This window comes from Bacillus sp. KICET-3 (assembly GCF_033261025.1).
GTDB classification, from domain to species: Bacteria; Bacillota; Bacilli; order Bacillales; family Bacillaceae; genus Bacillus; species Bacillus sonorensis.
Genome location: NZ_CP137345.1, coordinates 998,166 through 1,016,972, shown reverse-complemented (window position 1 = coordinate 1,016,972; position 18,807 = coordinate 998,166). Strand labels below are relative to the sequence as shown.

The window sequence follows — 18,807 nt, the reverse complement described above, 5'->3', positions numbered from 1 at the left end:
GATTTCGTTTTACCAGCTTGATTTTTTGACACCGGGAATTTGGCCTTTATAGGCCAATTCTCTGAACGCAATCCGCGACATTTTAAACTTTCTCATATATCCTCTCGGCCTTCCGGTCAGCTCGCAGCGGTTATGCAGCCTTGATGGCGCTGAATCGCGGGGAAGCTTGCTCAGCGCTCTGTAATCGCCTTTTTCTTTTAACTCTTTTCTGATGGCTGCATATTGCTCAACAAGCTTTTGCCGTTTTATTTCCTTTGCCACTTTTGATTTTTTGGCCACTCTTCACCCTCCTTGAATAAATCGCAATTATTACGATTTAAATTTACCACATATTCCGGCAGTGTGCAAACATTCGTACAGATATTGATCATAAATGTTACAGATGAATAACAGGTAAGAGAGTTGAGAGCAAGATTCGGCTGCTTCCACGAAGGCATGCACTGTCGATCTTTTACCGTTTTTTCATGCAGAGTGCTGCACTTCCCGATCATTGTGCTTCAATATTTGCTTTAAAAAACTCCAGGGCCCCCTGGAGTTTTTTGGTTTACAGCATTTTTTCCTTTTGCTTTGACGGAAAATGATCATTTCCGATGACTTCGCCGGACGCTTCTTGTTCAAGTTTCGTACGAAACGGAAGGAGCGGGAAGACTTTTTCGGCGAAATGATACGCTTCTTCAAGATGAGGATAGCCTGAAAAGATAAATGACTCTATGCCAAGATCGGCATATTCCTTTATCCGGCTGGCGACCGTTTCCGGATCACCGACAAGCGCCGTACCGGCTCCGCCCCTGACAAGTCCGATGCCCGCCCAAAGATTGGGGCTGATTTCAAGATTGCCTTTTTTGCCTTGATGCAGCTGAACCATTCTTTGCTGTCCGGATGAATCCATCCGCCGCAATGCGTTTTGGGCCGCCTCGACCGTTTCATCATCCAAATGGCTGATCAGTTTATGTGCCGCGTCCCATGCTTCTTTTTCTGTTTCGCGGACAATGACATGGAGCCGTATCCCAAAGCGGACGGTTCTTCCCTCTTTTTCGGCCAGTTCTTTGACGGATTGAATTTTTTCTTTGACAAGATGAGGCGGCTCGCCCCATGTTAAATAGACATCCGCATGCCTGGCGGCGGTCTTCTGCCCCGCCTTTGAGGAGCCCCCGAAATAGACCGGCGGATGGGGCTTTTGCAACGGCGGGAACAGCAGGCGGCCGTTTTCAGCCTTCAAATGCTTGCCTCTGTAGCTGACGGTCTCGCCTTTTAAAAGCGAACGCCATATGTCCAGAAATTCGTTGGTGGCCTCATACCGCTCATCATGACTGATAAACAGGCCGTCACCCGCCAATTCGTACGGATCGCCGCCTGCGACCACGTTGATGAGGAGCCTGCCTCCGGCAAGACGGTCAAACGTGGAAGACATCCGCGCGGCGACCGACGGCTGCATCAATCCCGGCCTGACGGCAACTAGAAATTTCAAGTCTCTCGTTTCTGCGGCTAATGCGGCCGCTGTAATCCACGGGTCTTCGCACGATTTCCCCGTCGGCAGAAGAACCCCCGTAAATCCAAGCCTGTCAGCCGCTTGCGCCACCTGCTTAAAATAAGTGTAGTCAGCTGTTCTGCCTCCCGTTTTTGTGCCAAGATACCGTCCGTCACCATGAGTTGGGATAAACCATAAAATCTCCATGCCGATCTCTCCTTTACTTATGATTTCCTAAATAGCTGTTTCTCCACCCCAGGCACTTTCTTTCCAACACTCTGACCAGGGAATCTGTCAATTTTCCGACGGCAGCAAAAATCAAAATCCCTACAAACACCTTATCGGTTTGTGAAAACTGTCTCGCATCCATGATCATGTAGCCGACTCCAGCGCTTGAGCCCATAAGCTCCGCTACAACAAGGCCAAGCCACGATACGCCGAGCGACAAGCGTATTCCTAAAAGAATATTCGGGAGCGAAGCAGGGAGAATCAGCTTTGTCACCTGCTTACACCAGTGAAACTCCAATACCCTCGCCACATCGAACAGCTTTGAATCGACACCCCTGATTCCCGAAAATGTATTGATATACACTGGGAAGAAAGCGCCAAGAGCGATCAATAGCACCTTTGACAGCTCATCAAAGCCGAACCATAAGATAAACAGCGGCGTGACGGCGAGGTGCGGAACGGTTCTCAGCATTTGCAGAGACGGATCGAGATAATCTTCGGCTATTTTGGAGAATCCGATGACAAGCCCGAGCAGCAACCCGAGTCCGGCTCCCAGGAAAAAGCCGAACGCGGCGCGCTGAATGCTGATGCCCAAATGAGTGAAAAATTCTCCTGATGCAATAAGATCCCGGAAGGTCAGCAATATGTCATAAGGCGCCGGAAGCACGGTCTTGGATATGAGCTCCAATGACCCGATAAGCTGCCATAATAAAATGATGATGACGGGCAATATAAATCCTTTTCCCCAGGCCCGCCTAAAAGCGGTCGGCTTCTGTTTGGCGACTGTTTTTGGCCCGGCTGCGGAAGTGCTTGATGAAACTGCCCTCATTCGTCGTCTCCTCCTTTGAGCGCTTTTTTAATAAACGAGTTGTCAACCACTTCTTTTACATCAATCTGTTTGTTGATCGCTTTTAACTCGTATTGAAAATCGGCAGTCTCCTGCTGCGTTTGAATGATGCGTTCGCTGATCGGTTCGTTTAACGGTTCGGTGTTATTTAACACGTTTTCAACGACCTCTTTGTCGATCCCTTTGATTTTTGAATACGCATCAACCGCTTCTTTCTTATGGGTTTTCTGCCACTTTACGGCCTTGTCGTACACTTTCAAAAAACGGACGACCTCTTCTGGATGCTGTTCGGCAAATTCGCTCCGTACAAGCGTAAAACCCGGAGAATACCGGTCAATTTGTTCCCCGTCAACCAAAATGTCGGCATCGCTTTTGATCGTTTTGAGGGACAAAAACGGCTCCCAAATCGACCAAGCATCGATGGCTCCGCTGTCAAATGCGGGCGCGGCTTCATCAGGCTGAAGCTGAATAATCTGTACGTCGGAAGGCTTCAGGCCCGCCCTGTCGATTACTTTATACAAAAAATCAAACCCGCTGCTTCCTTTTGCCACCGCTACCTTCTTGCCTTTCAAATCCTTGATGTCATGTATGCCGCTCCCTTTTTTCACAAGAATCCCGTTTGCTTTTAATCCGTCCTGTGAAAGCCCGATTTCCTTAAAATCAACGCCTGCCGCCTGTCCGGCAATCACCGGGGAGTTTCCCACCTGGGAAAAATCGAGTTTAGCTGCGGCAATTCCTTCAAACTGCGGCGGACCGCTTTGAAACTCCGTCCATTTCACCTGAATTCCTTCTTTTGCAAACTCGTTTTCAAACCAGCCTTTTTCTTTTGCAAGCAGCAACGGGCTTAAACTTTGCTGCACCCCGATGTTTATCACTTTCAAGTCTTTTCCGTTTGATTCGGCTGATGAACAGCCAGCAAGCAGCAGCAGGATTCCAAGCAAGTACACCGGCAATTTTTTCATCCACATCCGCTCCTTTCCGTTAGATGCCCGATCCCTCTTGGAAGCTGAATTCTTCCGTTTGTTCAAATTCTTTCAGCACCCTTTGTCTGATGGACTGAAAAACGGGTGATGTTCTGCTGCGAGGAAAAGGCAAGTCAACCGGAATCACTTTGTGGATTTTTCCCGGCTTTGCCGTGAGAACCGCAATCCGGTTGGCTAAATACACAGACTCGTCAATGTCATGGGTCACCAGGATCATCGTCATGTTCTTCTCTCTCCATATCTCTGTCAGTACATCCTGAAGATGCTTTCTCGTAAAAGCGTCCAAGGCGCCAAAGGGCTCATCAAGCAAGAGAATGTCCGGCTCCCTCAGCAATGCTCTGGCGATCGCGACCCTTTGCGACATTCCGCCGGACAGCTCACGCGGATACAATTTCTCCGCGCCTTTCAGGCGGACCGTTTCAATCAATTCATCGACTTTTTTACGGATGGCCTGTTCTTTGAGGCTTAAATCCGCGGCGATATTTTGCTCAACCGTCATCCAGGGAAAAAGCCGGTGCTCTTGAAAGATAAAGCCTTGCTGAATCCCGGGCGCTTTTATTTCTCTGCCGTTCATGCTGATGCGCCCGTCATAATCCCCATCCAAGCCGGCGATGATTTTCAGCAGCGTACTTTTTCCACAGCCGCTTGGTCCAATGACGGTAAGAAATTCGCCGTTTTCAACCGAAAGCTTCACATCTTGAAGAACGTTGGCTTTGCGGCCGCCGTTTACAAACGCTTTTTCGTTCACTCGGATTGATAAAGACATCTTGTTCCCCGCTTTCTTTGTCAATTTGAAAATAAAAAAGCTCATATCCCAAATGAGATAAGAGCCTTCGGTTGACCGATCAGCGCTGATGGAATGTTCCGAAATATTACATAACATACTAATTCATATAATTCCGACCTGTCAACCCTATTTTATAAAAAAACAGATGAAAGGTTCCCCTTTCATCTGCCGTATTGCTTGTATTTAATTGTAAATTTTGCTGCCTGCTTGTTTAAATTCCTTTGCTTTCTCTTCCATTCCTTTTTCAATTGCCGCTTTTTCATCAAGATTGTTTTCTTTGGCGTAATCCCGAATGTCCTGAGAAATTCTCATACTGCAAAACTTCGGCCCGCACATTGAACAAAAATGCGCCGTTTTCGCACCCTCGGCCGGCAAGGTTTCATCATGGTATTCAAGCGCTCGTTCCGGATCAAGCGAGAGGTTAAACTGGTCGCGCCAGCGGAATTCAAAGCGCGCCTTTGACAGCGCATCATCGCGGATTTGCGCGCCGGGGTGGCCTTTGGCGAGATCTGCCGCATGAGCCGCGATTTTATATGTAATCACACCTTCGCGGACATCGTCTTTATTCGGCAGTCCAAGATGTTCTTTCGGCGTCACATAGCAAAGCATTGCCGTTCCGTACCAGCCGATCATCGCCGCTCCGATCGCTGAAGTAATATGATCATAGCCCGGGGCGATATCGGTTGTCAGCGGCCCCAATGTATAGAACGGGGCTTCTTTGCAAATCTCCATTTGTTTATCGACGTTTTCTTTGATTTTGTGCATCGGCACATGCCCCGGTCCTTCAATCATCACCTGAACGTCATGCTTCCAGGCGATTTCCGTCAGCTCGCCAAGCGTTTCCAATTCAGCAAATTGCGCTTCATCATTCGCATCCGCAATCGAACCGGGACGAAGACCGTCTCCTAATGAAAAAGCGATATCGTAGGTTTTCATAATTTCGCATATTTCTTCAAAATGTGTATAAAGAAAGCTTTCTTCATGATGCGCCAAACACCACTGCGCCATGATCGCCCCGCCCCGGGATACGATTCCGGTGACGCGTTTTGCTGTCAACGGCACATACCGGAGAAGGACGCCGGCATGAATCGTAAAATAATCGACGCCTTGCTCAGCCTGTTCAATCAATGTGTCGCGGTAAATCTCCCATGTCAAATCTTCAGCGACCCCGTTTACTTTTTCAAGCGCCTGATAAATCGGCACAGTTCCGACAGGCACCGGACAGTTGCGGATGATCCATTCCCTTGTTGTGTGGATCTCCTTTCCGGTGGACAGATCCATCATGGTGTCCGCTCCCCAGCGGATCGCCCAGGTCATTTTTTCCACTTCCTCTTCAATCGAAGAAGTGACGGCTGAATTTCCGATGTTCGCATTGATTTTCACGTGGAAATTCCGGCCGATGATCATCGGCTCGCCTTCCGGATGGTTGATATTTGACGGGATGATCGCCCGCCCGCTTGCCACCTCATCACGGACAAATTCAGGAGAAACATGCTCGCGAATCGCGATGAATTCCATTTCAGGCGTGATGATTCCCTTTCTCGCATAATGAAGCTGAGTGACATTTTTTCCTGGCTTGGCGCGAAGCGGTTTTCTTTTTAGCCACGGGTAGCTGTGATTCGCCTGATGCTGTTTTTTATAGCCGTTATCTTCAGGCTTGATTTCTCTGCCCTCGTATTCCTCGGTATCTCCGCGCTCTTTGATCCAATCCGCCCGCAAAGGCTTCAGCCCTTTATGAATATCGACTGTTTCATTTGCATCCGTATAAGGGCCGCTCGTGTCATACACGCGGACGGGCTCGTTTTCTTCTTCGCCGAATGATCCCGTCGTAGGGCTCAGGGCGATTTCCCGCATCGGCACTCGAATGTCTGGCCGCGATCCCTCGACATATACCTTCCGGCTTCCTGAAAAGCTTGACATAATCGAGATGTTTGCTTGCTGTACTGACTCATGTTTCATGTTTTGATCCTTCCCCTCTTTTAAAATGATCAGGACGAAACTCCAGAACAGCACCAGCACAAAAAAACCAGGCACATGTTCATGAACCTGGTTTACAGTCAGTAAAATATCCGCAGATGGCCGCAATACATCGCCCGGTCTCTGCAAACACCTTTTTTACTTCCCCACGCTGGTACGAACCAGATCAGGTCCAAAGGGTTAAGAAACGCGCTTGTTTCTCTCTCAGCCCAAACAGGGCACCCCTAGTAAAGCTATTAAATTCGTTTTTATGGTAACATATCGATTTAGCGATGAAAAGAGAAAGTTAAAACGATTCAGAAATAAATGAATCCTTTTAGCGATCAAACGCGTATAAACATTGCCTTTATTTCAACAGAAGGAGAAGATCAATATATGTCATTTTTTAAAAAGCTTGCGGCTAGCGCGGGCATCGGGTCGGCAAAGGTCGATACGGTTTTGGAGAAAGATGCCTACCTGCCGGGAGAGGAAATCAGAGGAACCGTTTCTGTAAAAGGCGGCAATGTCGAACAGCAGATCAGGTATATCGAAGTATTGCTGAGTGCGAAATATGCCGTTGTAAAAGATGATAAAAAGGAATGGAAAACCGCCACCATCAAATCCCACCGCGTAACAGAAGCGTTCACAATCAGCCCCGGGGAGGAGCGGCATTTTTCTTTTTCATTCAACCTGCCGCTTGATACGCCGATATCGATGAAAGCAGCTGGCGTTTTCTTATTTACAGATCTCGATATTCAAGGGGGAATAGATAAATCGGATAACGACCCGATCATCGTCAAACCGCACCCGTGGATCGATGCTGTGCTGAAAGCCGTCGAAGAACTCGGATTCCGGCTTCGTGAAGCAGACTGTGAACATGCGCCATACTTCAAACAGCGGCTGCCGTTCGTGCAGGAATTCGAATTTGTTCCGGTGGCACAACATTACCGCCGCCTGTTTGACGAATTAGAGCTCGTTTTTCTTTTAGATGACAGCGGCCTGGAGATGATGATCGAGGCAGACCGCCGCGCAAGAGGTTTAAGAGGCTGGCTGGAAGAAATGTATAATGAAGGCGAAAGGCTCGCCCGCGTCCGGTTTGACGAAGCAGAGCTGAAAGATGCAGAAGCGCTGAAACAATCGCTTCAGGCAATTATTGAGCAAAATGCCGGATAAACGGAAAAGGAGCCGCTGGAACGGCTCCTTTGTCTATTTATCAATTGCGATGCAAAATGCCAAGTATCTGCTTGAGCTCCGCCGCCGCGATTTGGCCTGGTGCAGATGCCTTTTCGGCTACGCCAAACGTCATCGCCGAACCAAACACCTCTCCGGCCAGCCGGCTGATCACACCTGTCCCGGCCATTGACATCGTAATAATCGGCCGCTCCGCATAGCGTTCATTCATCGTATGAGTCGCCTCAAGCAATGTCAGCACATCAGCCGGTGTTTCAGGCATCACCGCAATCTTGGGCAAATCAGCGCCTAATTCCTGGGCTTTGCGCAAGCGGGCAATGATTTCTTCCACTGGCGGCGTCTTTTCAAAATCATGATTGGACATAATGACGAATACACGATGCATATGAGCCGTTTCAACCAGTCTTCTCACTTCTTGCTCTTCATTGAACAGCTCGACATCAATCACATCTGCCAGCCCTGTTTCGGCAACGGCGTGATTCAAGGAAAAGTAAAATTCCTTACTGACTTCTTTTTCGCCGCCTTCCTCCGCGCTGCGAAATGTAAAGATCAACGGGATATCTTTTAATATCGCTCGGATGTCAGCCAATACCTCTTTCACTTTGTCAATGTCTTCGACATCCTCAAAAAAATCAGCCCGCCATTCGGCAAGATCCGGACGAATGGATGGAAGAAAAGCGGCTTCTTCTTTCAATTGTTCAAGCGTTTTTCCGACGAGGGGCACACAGATTTTCGGTATTCCTTCCCCGAGGATGACATCTCTGATGTTGAGTGTTTTATTCACGTTTCGTCACTCCAGTTATGATGTATGTGAATGGTTTTATTGATTTAACGGTACAGGATATTGATAGGGAGTGCAAGAGGAATCCTGATTAGCACCGGTCTTTTCCAAAACTATGTATACTAACGAAACGAATCACACGCAACCAATGACCGTTACAGCATTCATTAAGCGAATCTTCTCACCTTCAAAGATTGAAAGAAGAAATGCAAACAAAAAAGGCGACAATGTTGCCGCCCTTTTTCATGCCGTTTTGCTCTTTAAGATCCGGCGCCTCTGGAAGCGAGCAGAGTTTCTGAACCTGTCGCGCTGGCCAAATCAAACCCAAGGGATGCAGTAATGAAAAAAACACTTGCGATTATTTTTTTCATGTAAAGAACCTCCTTTCATGTTAGTTTACTTGATTTTATCGCTTTTCCTAAGAAGTATGTGGAATATTTGTAATTTTTTAATAAAATGTACACTTTCGCCACATCCTCAGCAAGAGCTTCCTCATAGTCCTCTTGATGGGAAGTATTCCAGAAAAGCATCATAAGACCGTATATGAAATAGCGACAGTAAAACACTGTCGCTATTTCACCCTTTATAATAAGAGTGTAGGACGCCGTACAAAATAGCTGAAATCTCCGCTGCGTAAAGATAAGTTGCGTGTCAGTGGTTAAATTGGCCATCGTCAAGAATCCGGCATGAGTCACTTGCTTCGCGGCGCCAAATTGTTTCCGCCAACACTTGATCATGCCGGGGCCTGCCAATTCGCGAATCACCGCCCGACCATTATTTACGCCTTGCAGAATCGCCCGACTCAGGCACTGATCCAATTAGCGATGGAGCATTGTCAGTTTTTTCGGGACCGGCATTAAAAATCGAATTAGCCAGCAACCGGTATTGATGCTGCGGATGATCGTTATTGGTTAAATCGTTGGCGAAAACAGTTAAGTTCTTGTTGTTATCTTTATACGTGAAGGCCATAATCTTTCCTTTGGCAGCATCATGTCCCGGCCACCAGCCGGCCTTGAAGAAGTGATCTTCATCAGCGATCACTGCAAGCACTTTTGCCGTTTTAGGAACAGCGGTAATATAAGAACCAGTGACTGTGTAGAAGTATTCCTGTTTATTGTAAGGGGCTGTAATGGCATGATCTTGCATGACATTTGCCAAGAAGACGCCTTCGTATCTCTCCCATTCAGGTCCTTTAAAAGAAAAGCCAGGTATCCACTTCTGAACATTCGTCATACCCATATTTCCAAACGCAATGTAAGGCTTTCCTTTATTAACATATTTAGAAGAGTCGAACGTATTGACAAGCACATCTGCGCCCGACTGTTCTGATGTGACTTTAAAGCCCAGATTTTTCAGTACATATGCCGCTTCACCTAGTGCTCCTACAGTAGAAGCCTTGAGGATTTTGCCGCTTGGTTTCTTATGCCTGAATGCGCTCACGTCGAGATAGTACTTGGAAGCCAATGGGTACAGGTCCTTGTAGGCAACCAAGAAGTCACCCGCTTGATAGCCTGATCCGCTCTTGGTGAGCATTGTAACGGTCTTGCCGGCTGCCAGTAACTCGTTGACCGCCTTTATCGCATCATTGTTTGTGTTCTGAATCAGAACATAATCTGAGCGTTTTGGCATTTTAGTCCCCGGAAACGATACGGATGTGACTCGAGAAGTCTTGCCTGTGAACACCCCGGCATTCCGAATCACATAACGGTCAAATCCGCGCATATCATGGAAATTTTGAATGATCTCACCGGCTATCATTTCATAATCAGATACATCTATTCCATCATACAAGACCAAGTTCGCGAGGCCGCGGTTTGCCTGGTGCATGTTTACAATAAATGATCCTGCCGGATATGTTTTTCCGTTAACGGTTACCGCTTTTGTTGATCGTTCAACCTTTACGCCGTTGCGAAGGAAGTACTCAACCATCTTATAGGTTTCCAGCACATTCTTTTGGATGTTTTTATCAACCGGCAGTACGTAATATTCCGGGAAGAAGTTTTGGTTGCCCTTCCGCGGACGGCCGATCTCTTCATTTTTGGCGTTGATCAAGTAATGATCGACAGCACGATCATCGATATTGTCCACCCCGCGCTCGAATATTTTTAATTGGTTCAGGAACAGTTCTTCTTTCTTCCCTGCTACATATTTTGCAGCTGCCGCAGAACTGTAATACAGAACTTTGGTAGACTCCTCATTCGACTCGGGCGTTTCCAGCGTGTGCCCCATCGCACCGTGATACATGGCGAATGCAGCGGTATATGCTGCAGATGCATCATCCCATCCTGAAGCGGTGCCTTTTGACACATAATTCGGATCTTCTGCAGTTTTCCGATGTTCTTCATAAGGGATGTGATAGTAGTCGTACTTCGTATTTGCAATCCCTGCCTCACCCATAGCCTTTGCCTGTTCCACCATGTGATCAATCAAAAGATCATACTCAACGTTCGGGTTATGAGGCGGAGTAGAGGGCTCAATCAGGAAATTGGCATCGAACCCGTGCATATCCAGAAAAGACAGCGGCGACCACTTCGCGATTTGCTCCGTTATGCTGCGCGTTTCAGGCTGGGTTTGATAAGAATTATCCCGGTTCAAATCGAAATCCTCAGCATTCGAACGTGTTGTATGAACCCGGCCATCAGGATTGTCAGTATAAACGAACAGAAAGAAAACATTATTCAATGCATCGTCTATATTCAAAGTTGTCTTGCTTTTCTTGCCATTCGGCAGGACTGTATCATACGTAATGCTCTTATCCAATGCCATTGACTTAAAGTAATTCATGATCGCGTCGACTCCAGGCGCTTCATTCGGATGAATATTGTTCAGCCAGATCGGCACCTTATAGTCGCCAAATGCGCCGGATTTAATATCGGCCTGCAATTTCTTCGGGTCATTCAGCATGGCAGGGTGGGTCACCTTCTGATACTTATCGACAGAGGCTTTATCCTTGGCAAGTACCGTTAAATAGATATCACGGCCTTCGACCGATTTTCCAATGGAAGTCGTTTTGATATATCTGTTGTTTTTTTGCGCAGCTTTTGCTGTGACGGCATCGATCTCCGGTTTCAGCTCATCGTAAGTGCGGAAGCTGTCATACGGCGTCAATTTTACGGGAGCATGAGCAATGACTTGTCCGTTCGCTGTTGCTGCCAGATCAAATGTGCCCATCAGCGATGCGTATAGCGGACGCTGCAATCGCGGCTCCGCCAGATTGACTGTGTCGTAAGGAAGATCGAAGTTGATGTTAGCATGAACCTTGCCGTTGGTCACTTTTACATGGTCAACCGTAATGAAAGGTGCACCGGTGTAACCACGGTCCTTATATTTTTTCCATTGAGACAGCGGTTTGCCGTCATACGTCCAGCTTAAGCTCTTCACATCAACACCTTGCGGAAGCTTAAACGCAGCATGAAGCGTTCGTTTCTCTGTCATCGAAGCAACATTGTTGTCCAGTTTTAGCTTCTGAGATTTTTTAGTCTTATTTAGATTGGACGTCTTTACTTTTGTCTGCTGACCGGACGCCATCCCCTTGGCAGCCTGCGCCATAGCAACGCCGGGGGTTATCGCTCCCAGCAGCATCATAAGCGATAAGACCAACATCAGATAACACGTTGTGAACGTTTTTTTAAACATAGAAAAATGCCAACCCCGTTTCTGTACTGAGCGCGATATTTTCAAGTTGTTACATTGATAAGAAAAAAGTTAATCCTGGTTCTAGCAGATTCTAAGCTTCTGCATTTCGTTTAAACCTGCAGAACCTTGGTTCTGAAAATAACAAAGTATTTCAACAAGCTTACAACTTCCTCATACTGCTTCAGCAGAACTCATCCACCGCGTACTCCGATATATCTCGGAGTTCACGCTTATAAGGCTGTCTGCTCAGACGTTTCCTTCAGGCAATACTTACGAAATGTTAAAGACGAGCGCCTACCTCAGTGTTGGTCCCATAACTGGTCCCAAGGCGCTGAATGCCCGATCAAAACGTCGCATCGCTGTCTCGAGCGGACCGGTAGGGAGCTGTGCAATCAACCACCCTGTCACCATCGTCACGGTTGCGACGAGCAGATCACCGAATGGAATCGCCCCGATATCATACTCGACCCCCGATAGTTCGAGACCCCATATCACGACAAACTGAGCTGCATACATTGTCAACGCTACACGTCCGACTCCCGCGAATGGCATTAACACACCAGAGTTCTTCTTCGGTACGAGACATACCAGTCCCAGCGTCAAAAATGCGGCCCCCAGCCCCAGCAGTGTCTGGAACGTTGACGCACTGTGCGGAGCAATCGAAAGAAGATTATGCCACAGAGGCGGTTCCACGTTGAACGGCCAGATTGCATACTGGTCCGGCTGGGTGGCGGCGGTGCCTTGAACGCCTACGAGCCACTCTTCAAAGGAACGGCTCAGCCCTGGAAGAACGAAAGCGCCCAGCACCTTAGAGACAGCGAGCATGATTGCGCCGCTGCCCACTAGCCAGAGTGCAGTACGCGTCTTGGTCAGATCAAAGCGCCCGATCGCCATACCGGCGACAAAAGCGGGTGCAAGTGCGAGCGCGGACAGCGGGCCGCCTGCAATATCACCAAGTAAGTACGCTCCCGACAGGACGCTGCCTCCGAGAATCATCAGCGGCGGACTCACTGCAATCAAAGCTGCTGCCGTTGCAACGAGTACACGCGTCGAACGACGAACGAGCACCAACGCCAGCACAAACAGTGCCGCATAAGCGGGCAAGATCACCCCGAACGGAGTATTCAGCATGATGAGCAGATATCCTATCATATCGATAAATACCGCGCGGGCAAGCATCCGCGTCCGAAATGCGGCCGGGTCTGTTCCTCGATCCATCATGCGCCCGGCCATGATCGAGTAGGAAATGCCGCCACAAAGCACAAATAACAGCGTCGTATTCCCGGAGACGATTGAACCGTTCGTCTCGTTCAAGGCGAAGTGCTGCAAATACATCCCTATCACCGCCAGCCCCCGAGCTGCATCAAGCGCCACAATACGCCCTGTGCCCCGCGAATTCTTCCTCCGTACGATCTTCTGCCCTTCGGCCGAGTCCCGGGTGACGATTTCAACGTGCGCACCGTCCTGAAGCGGAGTTGATAAATTGACCAGCTTTCCGTTTAATTTGCCTGCAACCGCATTTTCCAGTCCGCAGCTAATGGAAGCCGCGACATCCTCGATGCTTGCTTCCTCTTCATATTCTCTGATAGACCCATCAGGCAGTTTAATACTGATTGACAACTTGTTTTCCTCCTCAAAAGATTAATGCTTACGTGTTCTATTTTTTCTTTGCCTATATTTGGATGAGATCTTGCTGTATTCCAATATAGCGGGCAGATGTAGCTAAAGTTTGATCAACTTGTAAACAAAACGTAAACAGATGTCTAAACTGTGGAGGGTAAGAACATATACACTTGTGATCCAAAATTTGTGTCGAGGAAAATTCTCTAAACAAATAAAAGCACCTTGTCGATGACAGGTGCCTGGTTCTTGCTAAAAGAGCTCATTTGATTGGAGGGGTTTCAATAAGGGGATCGTCAAGCAAGAGGCTGAGCTGCTTGAATGCTATAAACCATTTCATGATACGATTAATGAAGGCCGCGGACAACAACTGATCATTGAGTTTATTTTGGCAGGTTTGCCGCTTGGATGAGGAATAAATAAAAAGAGCGTTCCTTATAAAAGGAACGCTCTTTCATCGTTTGGCAATACGATGTTTAGTGATACCGGTGGTCGGGGTCGAACCGACACTCCCGAAGGAACACGATTTTGAGTCGTGCGCGTCTGCCAATTCCGCCACACCGGCATGTGTGAGCTATGGTGCCGAGGGCCGGACTTGAACCGGCACGGTAGTCACCTACCGCAGGATTTTAAGTCCTGTGTGTCTGCCAATTCCACCACCCCGGCAAGGGCACTAAGGCGACACCCGGATTCGAACCGGGGATAAAGGTTTTGCAGACCTCTGCCTTACCACTTGGCTATGCCGCCATCATTTTAGAAAATTGGAGCGGAAGACGGGATTCGAACCCGCGACCCCCACCTTGGCAAGGTGGTGTTCTACCACTGAACTACTTCCGCATGTTAATGATGAACTCATTTTATCATATTCAGCTTATTGATAAAAGATGAAACTGGGCTAGCTGGATTCGAACCAGCGCATGACGGAGTCAAAGTCCGTTGCCTTACCGCTTGGCTATAGCCCAATATTATTCATAAAGGGCGATTGATGGGAATCGAACCCACGAATGCCAGAGCCACAATCTGGTGCGTTAACCACTTCGCCACAACCGCCATAAATTCTAAGGTGTAAATTGGCAGGGGCAGTAGGAATCGAACCCACACCGGAGGTTTTGGAGACCTCTGTTCTACCGTTAAACTATGCCCCTAAAAGAATGGTGGAGGGGGACGGATTCGAACCGCCGAACCCTGAGGGAGCGGATTTACAGTCCGCCGCGTTTAGCCACTTCGCTACCCCTCCAAACAGTGCCGGCCAGAGGACTTGAACCCCCAACCTACTGATTACAAGTCAGTTGCTCTACCAATTGAGCTAGACCGGCAAAAGGTGGCTCGGGACGGAATCGAACCGCCGACACACGGATTTTCAGTCCGTTGCTCTACCAACTGAGCTACCGAGCCGTATATTCAAACTTCAATGGCGGTCCGGACGGGACTCGAACCCGCGACCTCCTGCGTGACAGGCAGGCATTCTAACCAACTGAACTACCGGACCATTTTTATTTAATCTGTTTTGGTTGCGGGGGCAGGATTTGAACCTGCGACCTTCGGGTTATGAGCCCGACGAGCTACCGAACTGCTCCACCCCGCGATAATGTGAAATTTTAATAGATATGGTGGAGGATGACGGGATCGAACCGCCGACCCTCTGCTTGTAAGGCAGATGCTCTCCCAGCTGAGCTAATCCTCCGCAGTACAGGACGTACAAGTGCATGCGTTGCAACAGGCCATCGCATTCTTAACATGCCTTCCTTTAAAAAGCTCTGGCGAAATGCTTGTGCTTCTTAACGTGCTGTCCAAAAAAGAATGGTGACCCGTACGGGATTCGAACCCGTGTTACCGCCGTGAAAGGGCGGTGTCTTAACCACTTGACCAACGGGCCAGACGTATTTGAAAGTGGCGGAGAGCAAGGGATTCGAACCCTTGAGACGGCGTTGACCGCCTACACGATTTCCAATCGTGCTCCTTCGACCACTCGGACAGCTCTCCAATAAAATGGCTCCGCAGGCAGGATTCGAACCTGCGACCGATCGGTTAACAGCCGATAGCTCTACCACTGAGCTACTGCGGAATATGGTCTGCCTGGCGATGTCCTACTCTCGCAGGGGGAGACCCCCAACTACCATCGGCGCTGAAGAGCTTAACTTCCGTGTTCGGCATGGGAACGGGTGTGACCTCTTCGCCATCATCACCAGACAATTTAGTGACAAAGATCATTATACTATGTATTTGAAAAAATGCAAGAGCATTTTTCGAGAAATTATTCTCTCAAAACTAGATAACGGGTAAAGACCATTCACAAATATTTAGGTTAAGTCCTCGATCGATTAGTATCTGTCAGCTCCATGTGTCGCCACACTTCCACCTCAGACCTATCAACCTGATCATCTTTCAGGGATCTTACTTCCTTATAGGAATGGGAAATCTCATCTTGAGGGGGGCTTCATGCTTAGATGCTTTCAGCACTTATCCCGTCCGCACATAGCTACCCAGCGATGCCCTTGGCAGAACAACTGGTACACCAGCGGTGCGTCCATCCCGGTCCTCTCGTACTAAGGACAGCTCCTCTCAAATTTCCTGCGCCCGCGACGGATAGGGACCGAACTGTCTCACGACGTTCTGAACCCAGCTCGCGTACCGCTTTAATGGGCGAACAGCCCAACCCTTGGGACCGACTACAGCCCCAGGATGCGATGAGCCGACATCGAGGTGCCAAACCTCCCCGTCGATGTGGACTCTTGGGGGAGATAAGCCTGTTATCCCCGGGGTAGCTTTTATCCGTTGAGCGATGGCCCTTCCATGCGGAACCACCGGATCACTAAGCCCGACTTTCGTCCCTGCTCGACTTGTAGGTCTCGCAGTCAAGCTCCCTTGTGCCTTTACACTCTGCGAATGATTTCCAACCATTCTGAGGGAACCTTTGGGCGCCTCCGTTACCTTTTAGGAGGCGACCGCCCCAGTCAAACTGCCCACCTGACACTGTCTCCCTGCCCGATAAGGGCAGCGGGTTAGAAGGTCAATACAGCCAGGGTAGTATCCCACCGATGCCTCCACCGAAGCTGGCGCTCCGGTTTCCAAGGCTCCTACCTATCCTGTACAAGCTGTACCAACATTCAATATCAGGCTGCAGTAAAGCTCCACGGGGTCTTTCCGTCCTGTCGCGGGTAACCTGCATCTTCACAGGTACTATAATTTCACCGAGTCTCTCGTTGAGACAGTGCCCAGATCGTTGCGCCTTTCGTGCGGGTCGGAACTTACCCGACAAGGAATTTCGCTACCTTAGGACCGTTATAGTTACGGCCGCCGTTTACTGGGGCTTCAATTCGCACCTTCGCATACGCTAAGCGCTCCTCTTAACCTTCCAGCACCGGGCAGGCGTCAGCCCCTATACTTCGCCTTGCGGCTTCGCAGAGACCTGTGTTTTTGCTAAACAGTCGCCTGGGCCTATTCACTGCGGCTCTCTCGGGCTTGCACCCTAACAGAGCACCCCTTCTCCCGAAGTTACGGGGTCATTTTGCCGAGTTCCTTAACGAGAGTTCTCTCGATCACCTTAGGATTCTCTCCTCGCCTACCTGTGTCGGTTTGCGGTACGGGCACCTCTCACCTCGCTAGAGGCTTTTCTTGGCAGTGTGGAATCAGGAACTTCGCTACTATATTTCACTCGCCATTACAGCTCAGCCTTATATGGGAAACGGATTTGCCTATTTCCCAGCCTAACTGCTTGGACGCGGATATCCAATACCGCGCTTACCCTATCCTCCTGCGTCCCCCCATTGCTCAAATGGTGAGGAGGTGGTACAGGAATATCAACCTGTTATCCATCGCCTACGCCTTTCGGCCTCGGCTTAGGTCCCGACTAACCCTGAGCGGACGAGCCTTCCTCAGGAAACCTTAGGCATTCGGTGGAGGGGATTCTCACCCCTCTTTCGCTACTCATACCGGCATTCTCACTTCTAAGCGCTCCACGAGTCCTTCCGGTCTCGCTTCACAGCCCTTAGAACGCTCTCCTACCACTGTTCGCAAGAACAGTCCGCAGCTTCGGTGATACGTTTAGCCCCGGTACATTTTCGGCGCAGAGTCACTCGACCAGTGAGCTATTACGCACTCTTTAAATGGTGGCTGCTTCTAAGCCAACATCCTGGTTGTCTAAGCAACTCCACATCCTTTTCCACTTAACGTATACTTTGGGACCTTAGCTGGCGGTCTGGGCTGTTTCCCTTTCGACTACGGATCTTATCACTCGCAGTCTGACTCCCAAGGATAAGTCTTTGGCATTCGGAGTTTGACTGAATTCGGTAACCCGGTAGGGGCCCCTAGTCCAATCAGTGCTCTACCTCCAAGACTCTTACCTTGAGGCTAGCCCTAAAGCTATTTCGGAGAGAACCAGCTATCTCCAGGTTCGATTGGCATTTCACCCCTACCCACACCTCATCCCCGCACTTTTCAACGTGCGTGGGTTCGGGCCTCCATTCAGTGTTACCTGAACTTCACCCTGGACATGGGTAGATCACCTGGTTTCGGGTCTACGACCACGTACTCATGCGCCCTATTCAGACTCGCTTTCGCTGCGGCTCCGTCTTTTCAAACTTAACCTTGCACGGGATCGTAACTCGCCGGTTCATTCTACAAAAGGCACGCCATCACCCGTTAACGGGCTCTGACTACTTGTAGGCACACGGTTTCAGGATCTCTTTCACTCCCCTTCCGGGGTGCTTTTCACCTTTCCCTCACGGTACTGGTTCACTATCGGTCACTAGGGAGTATTTAGCCTTGGGAGATGGTCCTCCCGGATTCCGACGGAATTTCACGTGTTCCGCCGTACTCAGGATCCACTCAGGAGAGAACGAAGTTTTGACTACAGGGCTGTTACCTCCTATGGCGGGCCTTTCCAGACCTCTTCATCTACCCCGTTCTTTTGTAACTCCGTATAGAGTGTCCTACAACCCCAAGAGGCAAGCCTCTTGGTTTGGGCTGTTCCCGTTTCGCTCGCCGCTACTCAGGGAATCGCATTTGCTTTCTCTTCCTCCGGGTACTTAGATGTTTCAGTTCCCCGGGTCTGCCTTCTCATATCCTATGAATTCAGATATGGATACTGCTCCATTACGAGCAGTGGGTTTCCCCATTCGGAAATCTCCGGATCAAAGCTTGCTTACAGCTCCCCGAAGCATATCGGTGTTCGTCCCGTCCTTCATCGGCTCCTAGTGCCAAGGCATCCACCGTGCGCCCTTTCTAACTTAACCGTTAAAAAGAATCACTACGTGATATCTTGCATTACAATTGAATGTGAATGTCTACTTTCGTTATCTAGTTTTCAAA

The 18,807-nt window shown here is 49.0% G+C and carries 10 protein-coding genes, 16 tRNA genes, 2 rRNA genes and 1 riboswitch; of the genes, 1 reads left to right on the top strand and 27 read right to left on the bottom strand.

Features of this window, described 5'->3' with window-relative positions; all coding sequences use genetic code 11:
* Positions 1-9: 9 nt before the first annotated feature.
* The 6 genes from rpsN to thiC all read right to left on the bottom strand — a co-directional run bounded on the left by rpsN (position 10) and on the right by thiC (position 6,272).
* On the bottom strand, positions 10-279 hold the full coding sequence (gene rpsN / locus R5H20_RS05035) for a 30S ribosomal protein S14 (RefSeq protein WP_006636554.1): 270 nt from the start codon (positions 277-279) through the stop codon (positions 10-12).
* Between the two features lie 265 nt (positions 280-544).
* Positions 545-1,675, bottom strand: a complete 1,131-nt coding sequence (ssuD, locus tag R5H20_RS05030) for an FMNH2-dependent alkanesulfonate monooxygenase (RefSeq protein ID WP_006636553.1) — start codon at positions 1,673-1,675, stop codon at positions 545-547.
* 13 nt (positions 1,676-1,688) lie between these two features.
* On the bottom strand, positions 1,689-2,525 hold the full coding sequence (locus tag R5H20_RS05025) for an ABC transporter permease (RefSeq protein ID WP_006636552.1): 837 nt from the start codon (positions 2,523-2,525) through the stop codon (positions 1,689-1,691).
* Complete coding sequence (locus R5H20_RS05020) at positions 2,522-3,505, bottom strand: aliphatic sulfonate ABC transporter substrate-binding protein (RefSeq protein WP_006636551.1); 984 nt, start codon at positions 3,503-3,505, stop codon at positions 2,522-2,524. The genes R5H20_RS05025 and R5H20_RS05020 overlap by 4 nt, the downstream gene beginning before the upstream one ends.
* 19 nt (positions 3,506-3,524) lie before the next feature.
* The gene (locus R5H20_RS05015; RefSeq protein ID WP_006636550.1) at positions 3,525-4,292 is read right to left on the bottom strand and encodes an ABC transporter ATP-binding protein; all 768 of its coding nucleotides are present in this window, start codon (positions 4,290-4,292) and stop codon (positions 3,525-3,527) included.
* A gap of 204 nt (positions 4,293-4,496) precedes the next feature.
* The gene (gene thiC / locus R5H20_RS05010; RefSeq protein ID WP_006636549.1) at positions 4,497-6,272 is read right to left on the bottom strand and encodes a phosphomethylpyrimidine synthase ThiC; all 1,776 of its coding nucleotides are present in this window, start codon (positions 6,270-6,272) and stop codon (positions 4,497-4,499) included.
* Positions 6,273-6,416: 144 nt separating this feature from the next.
* Positions 6,417-6,526, bottom strand: a riboswitch (TPP riboswitch).
* Between the two features lie 139 nt (positions 6,527-6,665).
* Between thiC and R5H20_RS05005 the strand changes: the two genes are divergently transcribed.
* Positions 6,666-7,442, top strand: a complete 777-nt coding sequence (locus R5H20_RS05005; protein WP_029419094.1) for a sporulation protein — start codon at positions 6,666-6,668, stop codon at positions 7,440-7,442.
* Between the two features lie 40 nt (positions 7,443-7,482).
* On the opposite strand, the gene aroD is transcribed toward R5H20_RS05005, so the two are convergent.
* The 21 genes from aroD to R5H20_RS04900 form a co-directional block, all read right to left on the bottom strand.
* Positions 7,483-8,244: a type I 3-dehydroquinate dehydratase gene (aroD, locus tag R5H20_RS05000; RefSeq protein ID WP_006636547.1), complete on the bottom strand. Its 762-nt coding sequence runs from the start codon at positions 8,242-8,244 to the stop codon at positions 7,483-7,485.
* Positions 8,245-9,015: 771 nt separating this feature from the next.
* On the bottom strand, positions 9,016-11,877 hold the full coding sequence (locus R5H20_RS04995; protein WP_006636545.1) for a M14 family metallopeptidase: 2,862 nt from the start codon (positions 11,875-11,877) through the stop codon (positions 9,016-9,018).
* A gap of 294 nt (positions 11,878-12,171) precedes the next feature.
* The gene (locus tag R5H20_RS04990; RefSeq protein WP_006636544.1) at positions 12,172-13,497 is read right to left on the bottom strand and encodes a TGS domain-containing protein; all 1,326 of its coding nucleotides are present in this window, start codon (positions 13,495-13,497) and stop codon (positions 12,172-12,174) included.
* A 483-nt stretch (positions 13,498-13,980) separates the two neighbouring features.
* Positions 13,981-14,062: transfer RNA gene (locus R5H20_RS04985), tRNA-Leu, on the bottom strand.
* Between the two features lie 12 nt (positions 14,063-14,074).
* Positions 14,075-14,163: transfer RNA gene (locus R5H20_RS04980), tRNA-Leu, on the bottom strand.
* Positions 14,164-14,173: 10 nt separating this feature from the next.
* Positions 14,174-14,244, bottom strand: a tRNA-Cys gene (locus R5H20_RS04975).
* 15 nt (positions 14,245-14,259) lie between these two features.
* Positions 14,260-14,334, bottom strand: a tRNA-Gly gene (locus R5H20_RS04970).
* A 53-nt stretch (positions 14,335-14,387) separates the two neighbouring features.
* Positions 14,388-14,459 (bottom strand) — tRNA-Gln (locus R5H20_RS04965).
* Between the two features lie 15 nt (positions 14,460-14,474).
* Positions 14,475-14,547: transfer RNA gene (locus R5H20_RS04960), tRNA-His, on the bottom strand.
* Positions 14,548-14,568: 21 nt separating this feature from the next.
* A tRNA-Trp gene (locus R5H20_RS04955) sits at positions 14,569-14,642 on the bottom strand.
* 7 nt (positions 14,643-14,649) lie between these two features.
* A tRNA-Tyr gene (locus R5H20_RS04950) sits at positions 14,650-14,734 on the bottom strand.
* A gap of 6 nt (positions 14,735-14,740) precedes the next feature.
* A tRNA-Thr gene (locus tag R5H20_RS04945) sits at positions 14,741-14,813 on the bottom strand.
* A gap of 6 nt (positions 14,814-14,819) precedes the next feature.
* Positions 14,820-14,892 (bottom strand) — tRNA-Phe (locus tag R5H20_RS04940).
* Positions 14,893-14,909: 17 nt separating this feature from the next.
* Positions 14,910-14,986 (bottom strand) — tRNA-Asp (locus R5H20_RS04935).
* Between the two features lie 19 nt (positions 14,987-15,005).
* Positions 15,006-15,082: transfer RNA gene (locus R5H20_RS04930), tRNA-Met, on the bottom strand.
* A gap of 23 nt (positions 15,083-15,105) precedes the next feature.
* Positions 15,106-15,181: transfer RNA gene (locus tag R5H20_RS04925), tRNA-Val, on the bottom strand.
* Positions 15,182-15,298: 117 nt separating this feature from the next.
* Positions 15,299-15,373, bottom strand: a tRNA-Glu gene (locus R5H20_RS04920).
* 15 nt (positions 15,374-15,388) lie between these two features.
* A tRNA-Ser gene (locus R5H20_RS04915) sits at positions 15,389-15,480 on the bottom strand.
* A gap of 7 nt (positions 15,481-15,487) precedes the next feature.
* Positions 15,488-15,562 (bottom strand) — tRNA-Asn (locus R5H20_RS04910).
* Between the two features lie 9 nt (positions 15,563-15,571).
* Positions 15,572-15,687: ribosomal RNA gene (gene rrf, locus R5H20_RS04905) — 5S ribosomal RNA — on the bottom strand.
* 111 nt (positions 15,688-15,798) lie between these two features.
* Positions 15,799-18,731, bottom strand: a 23S ribosomal RNA gene (locus tag R5H20_RS04900).
* Positions 18,732-18,807: the final 76 nt, after the last annotated feature.

Excerpts from the sequence above, each read along its gene's own strand:
- R5H20_RS05005 (WP_029419094.1), top strand. The coding sequence starts at position 6,666 with ATGTCATTTTTTAAAAAGCTTGCGGCTAGCGCGGGCATCGGGTCGGCA.
- R5H20_RS05025 (WP_006636552.1), bottom strand. The coding sequence starts at position 2,525 with ATGAGGGCAGTTTCATCAAGCACTTCCGCAGCCGGGCCAAAAACAGTC.
- R5H20_RS05015 (WP_006636550.1), bottom strand. The coding sequence starts at position 4,292 with ATGTCTTTATCAATCCGAGTGAACGAAAAAGCGTTTGTAAACGGCGGC.
- ssuD (WP_006636553.1), bottom strand. The coding sequence starts at position 1,675 with ATGGAGATTTTATGGTTTATCCCAACTCATGGTGACGGACGGTATCTT.
- R5H20_RS05020 (WP_006636551.1), bottom strand. The coding sequence starts at position 3,505 with ATGAAAAAATTGCCGGTGTACTTGCTTGGAATCCTGCTGCTGCTTGCT.
- thiC (WP_006636549.1), bottom strand. The coding sequence starts at position 6,272 with ATGAAACATGAGTCAGTACAGCAAGCAAACATCTCGATTATGTCAAGC.
- R5H20_RS04995 (WP_006636545.1), bottom strand. The coding sequence starts at position 11,877 with ATGTTTAAAAAAACGTTCACAACGTGTTATCTGATGTTGGTCTTATCG.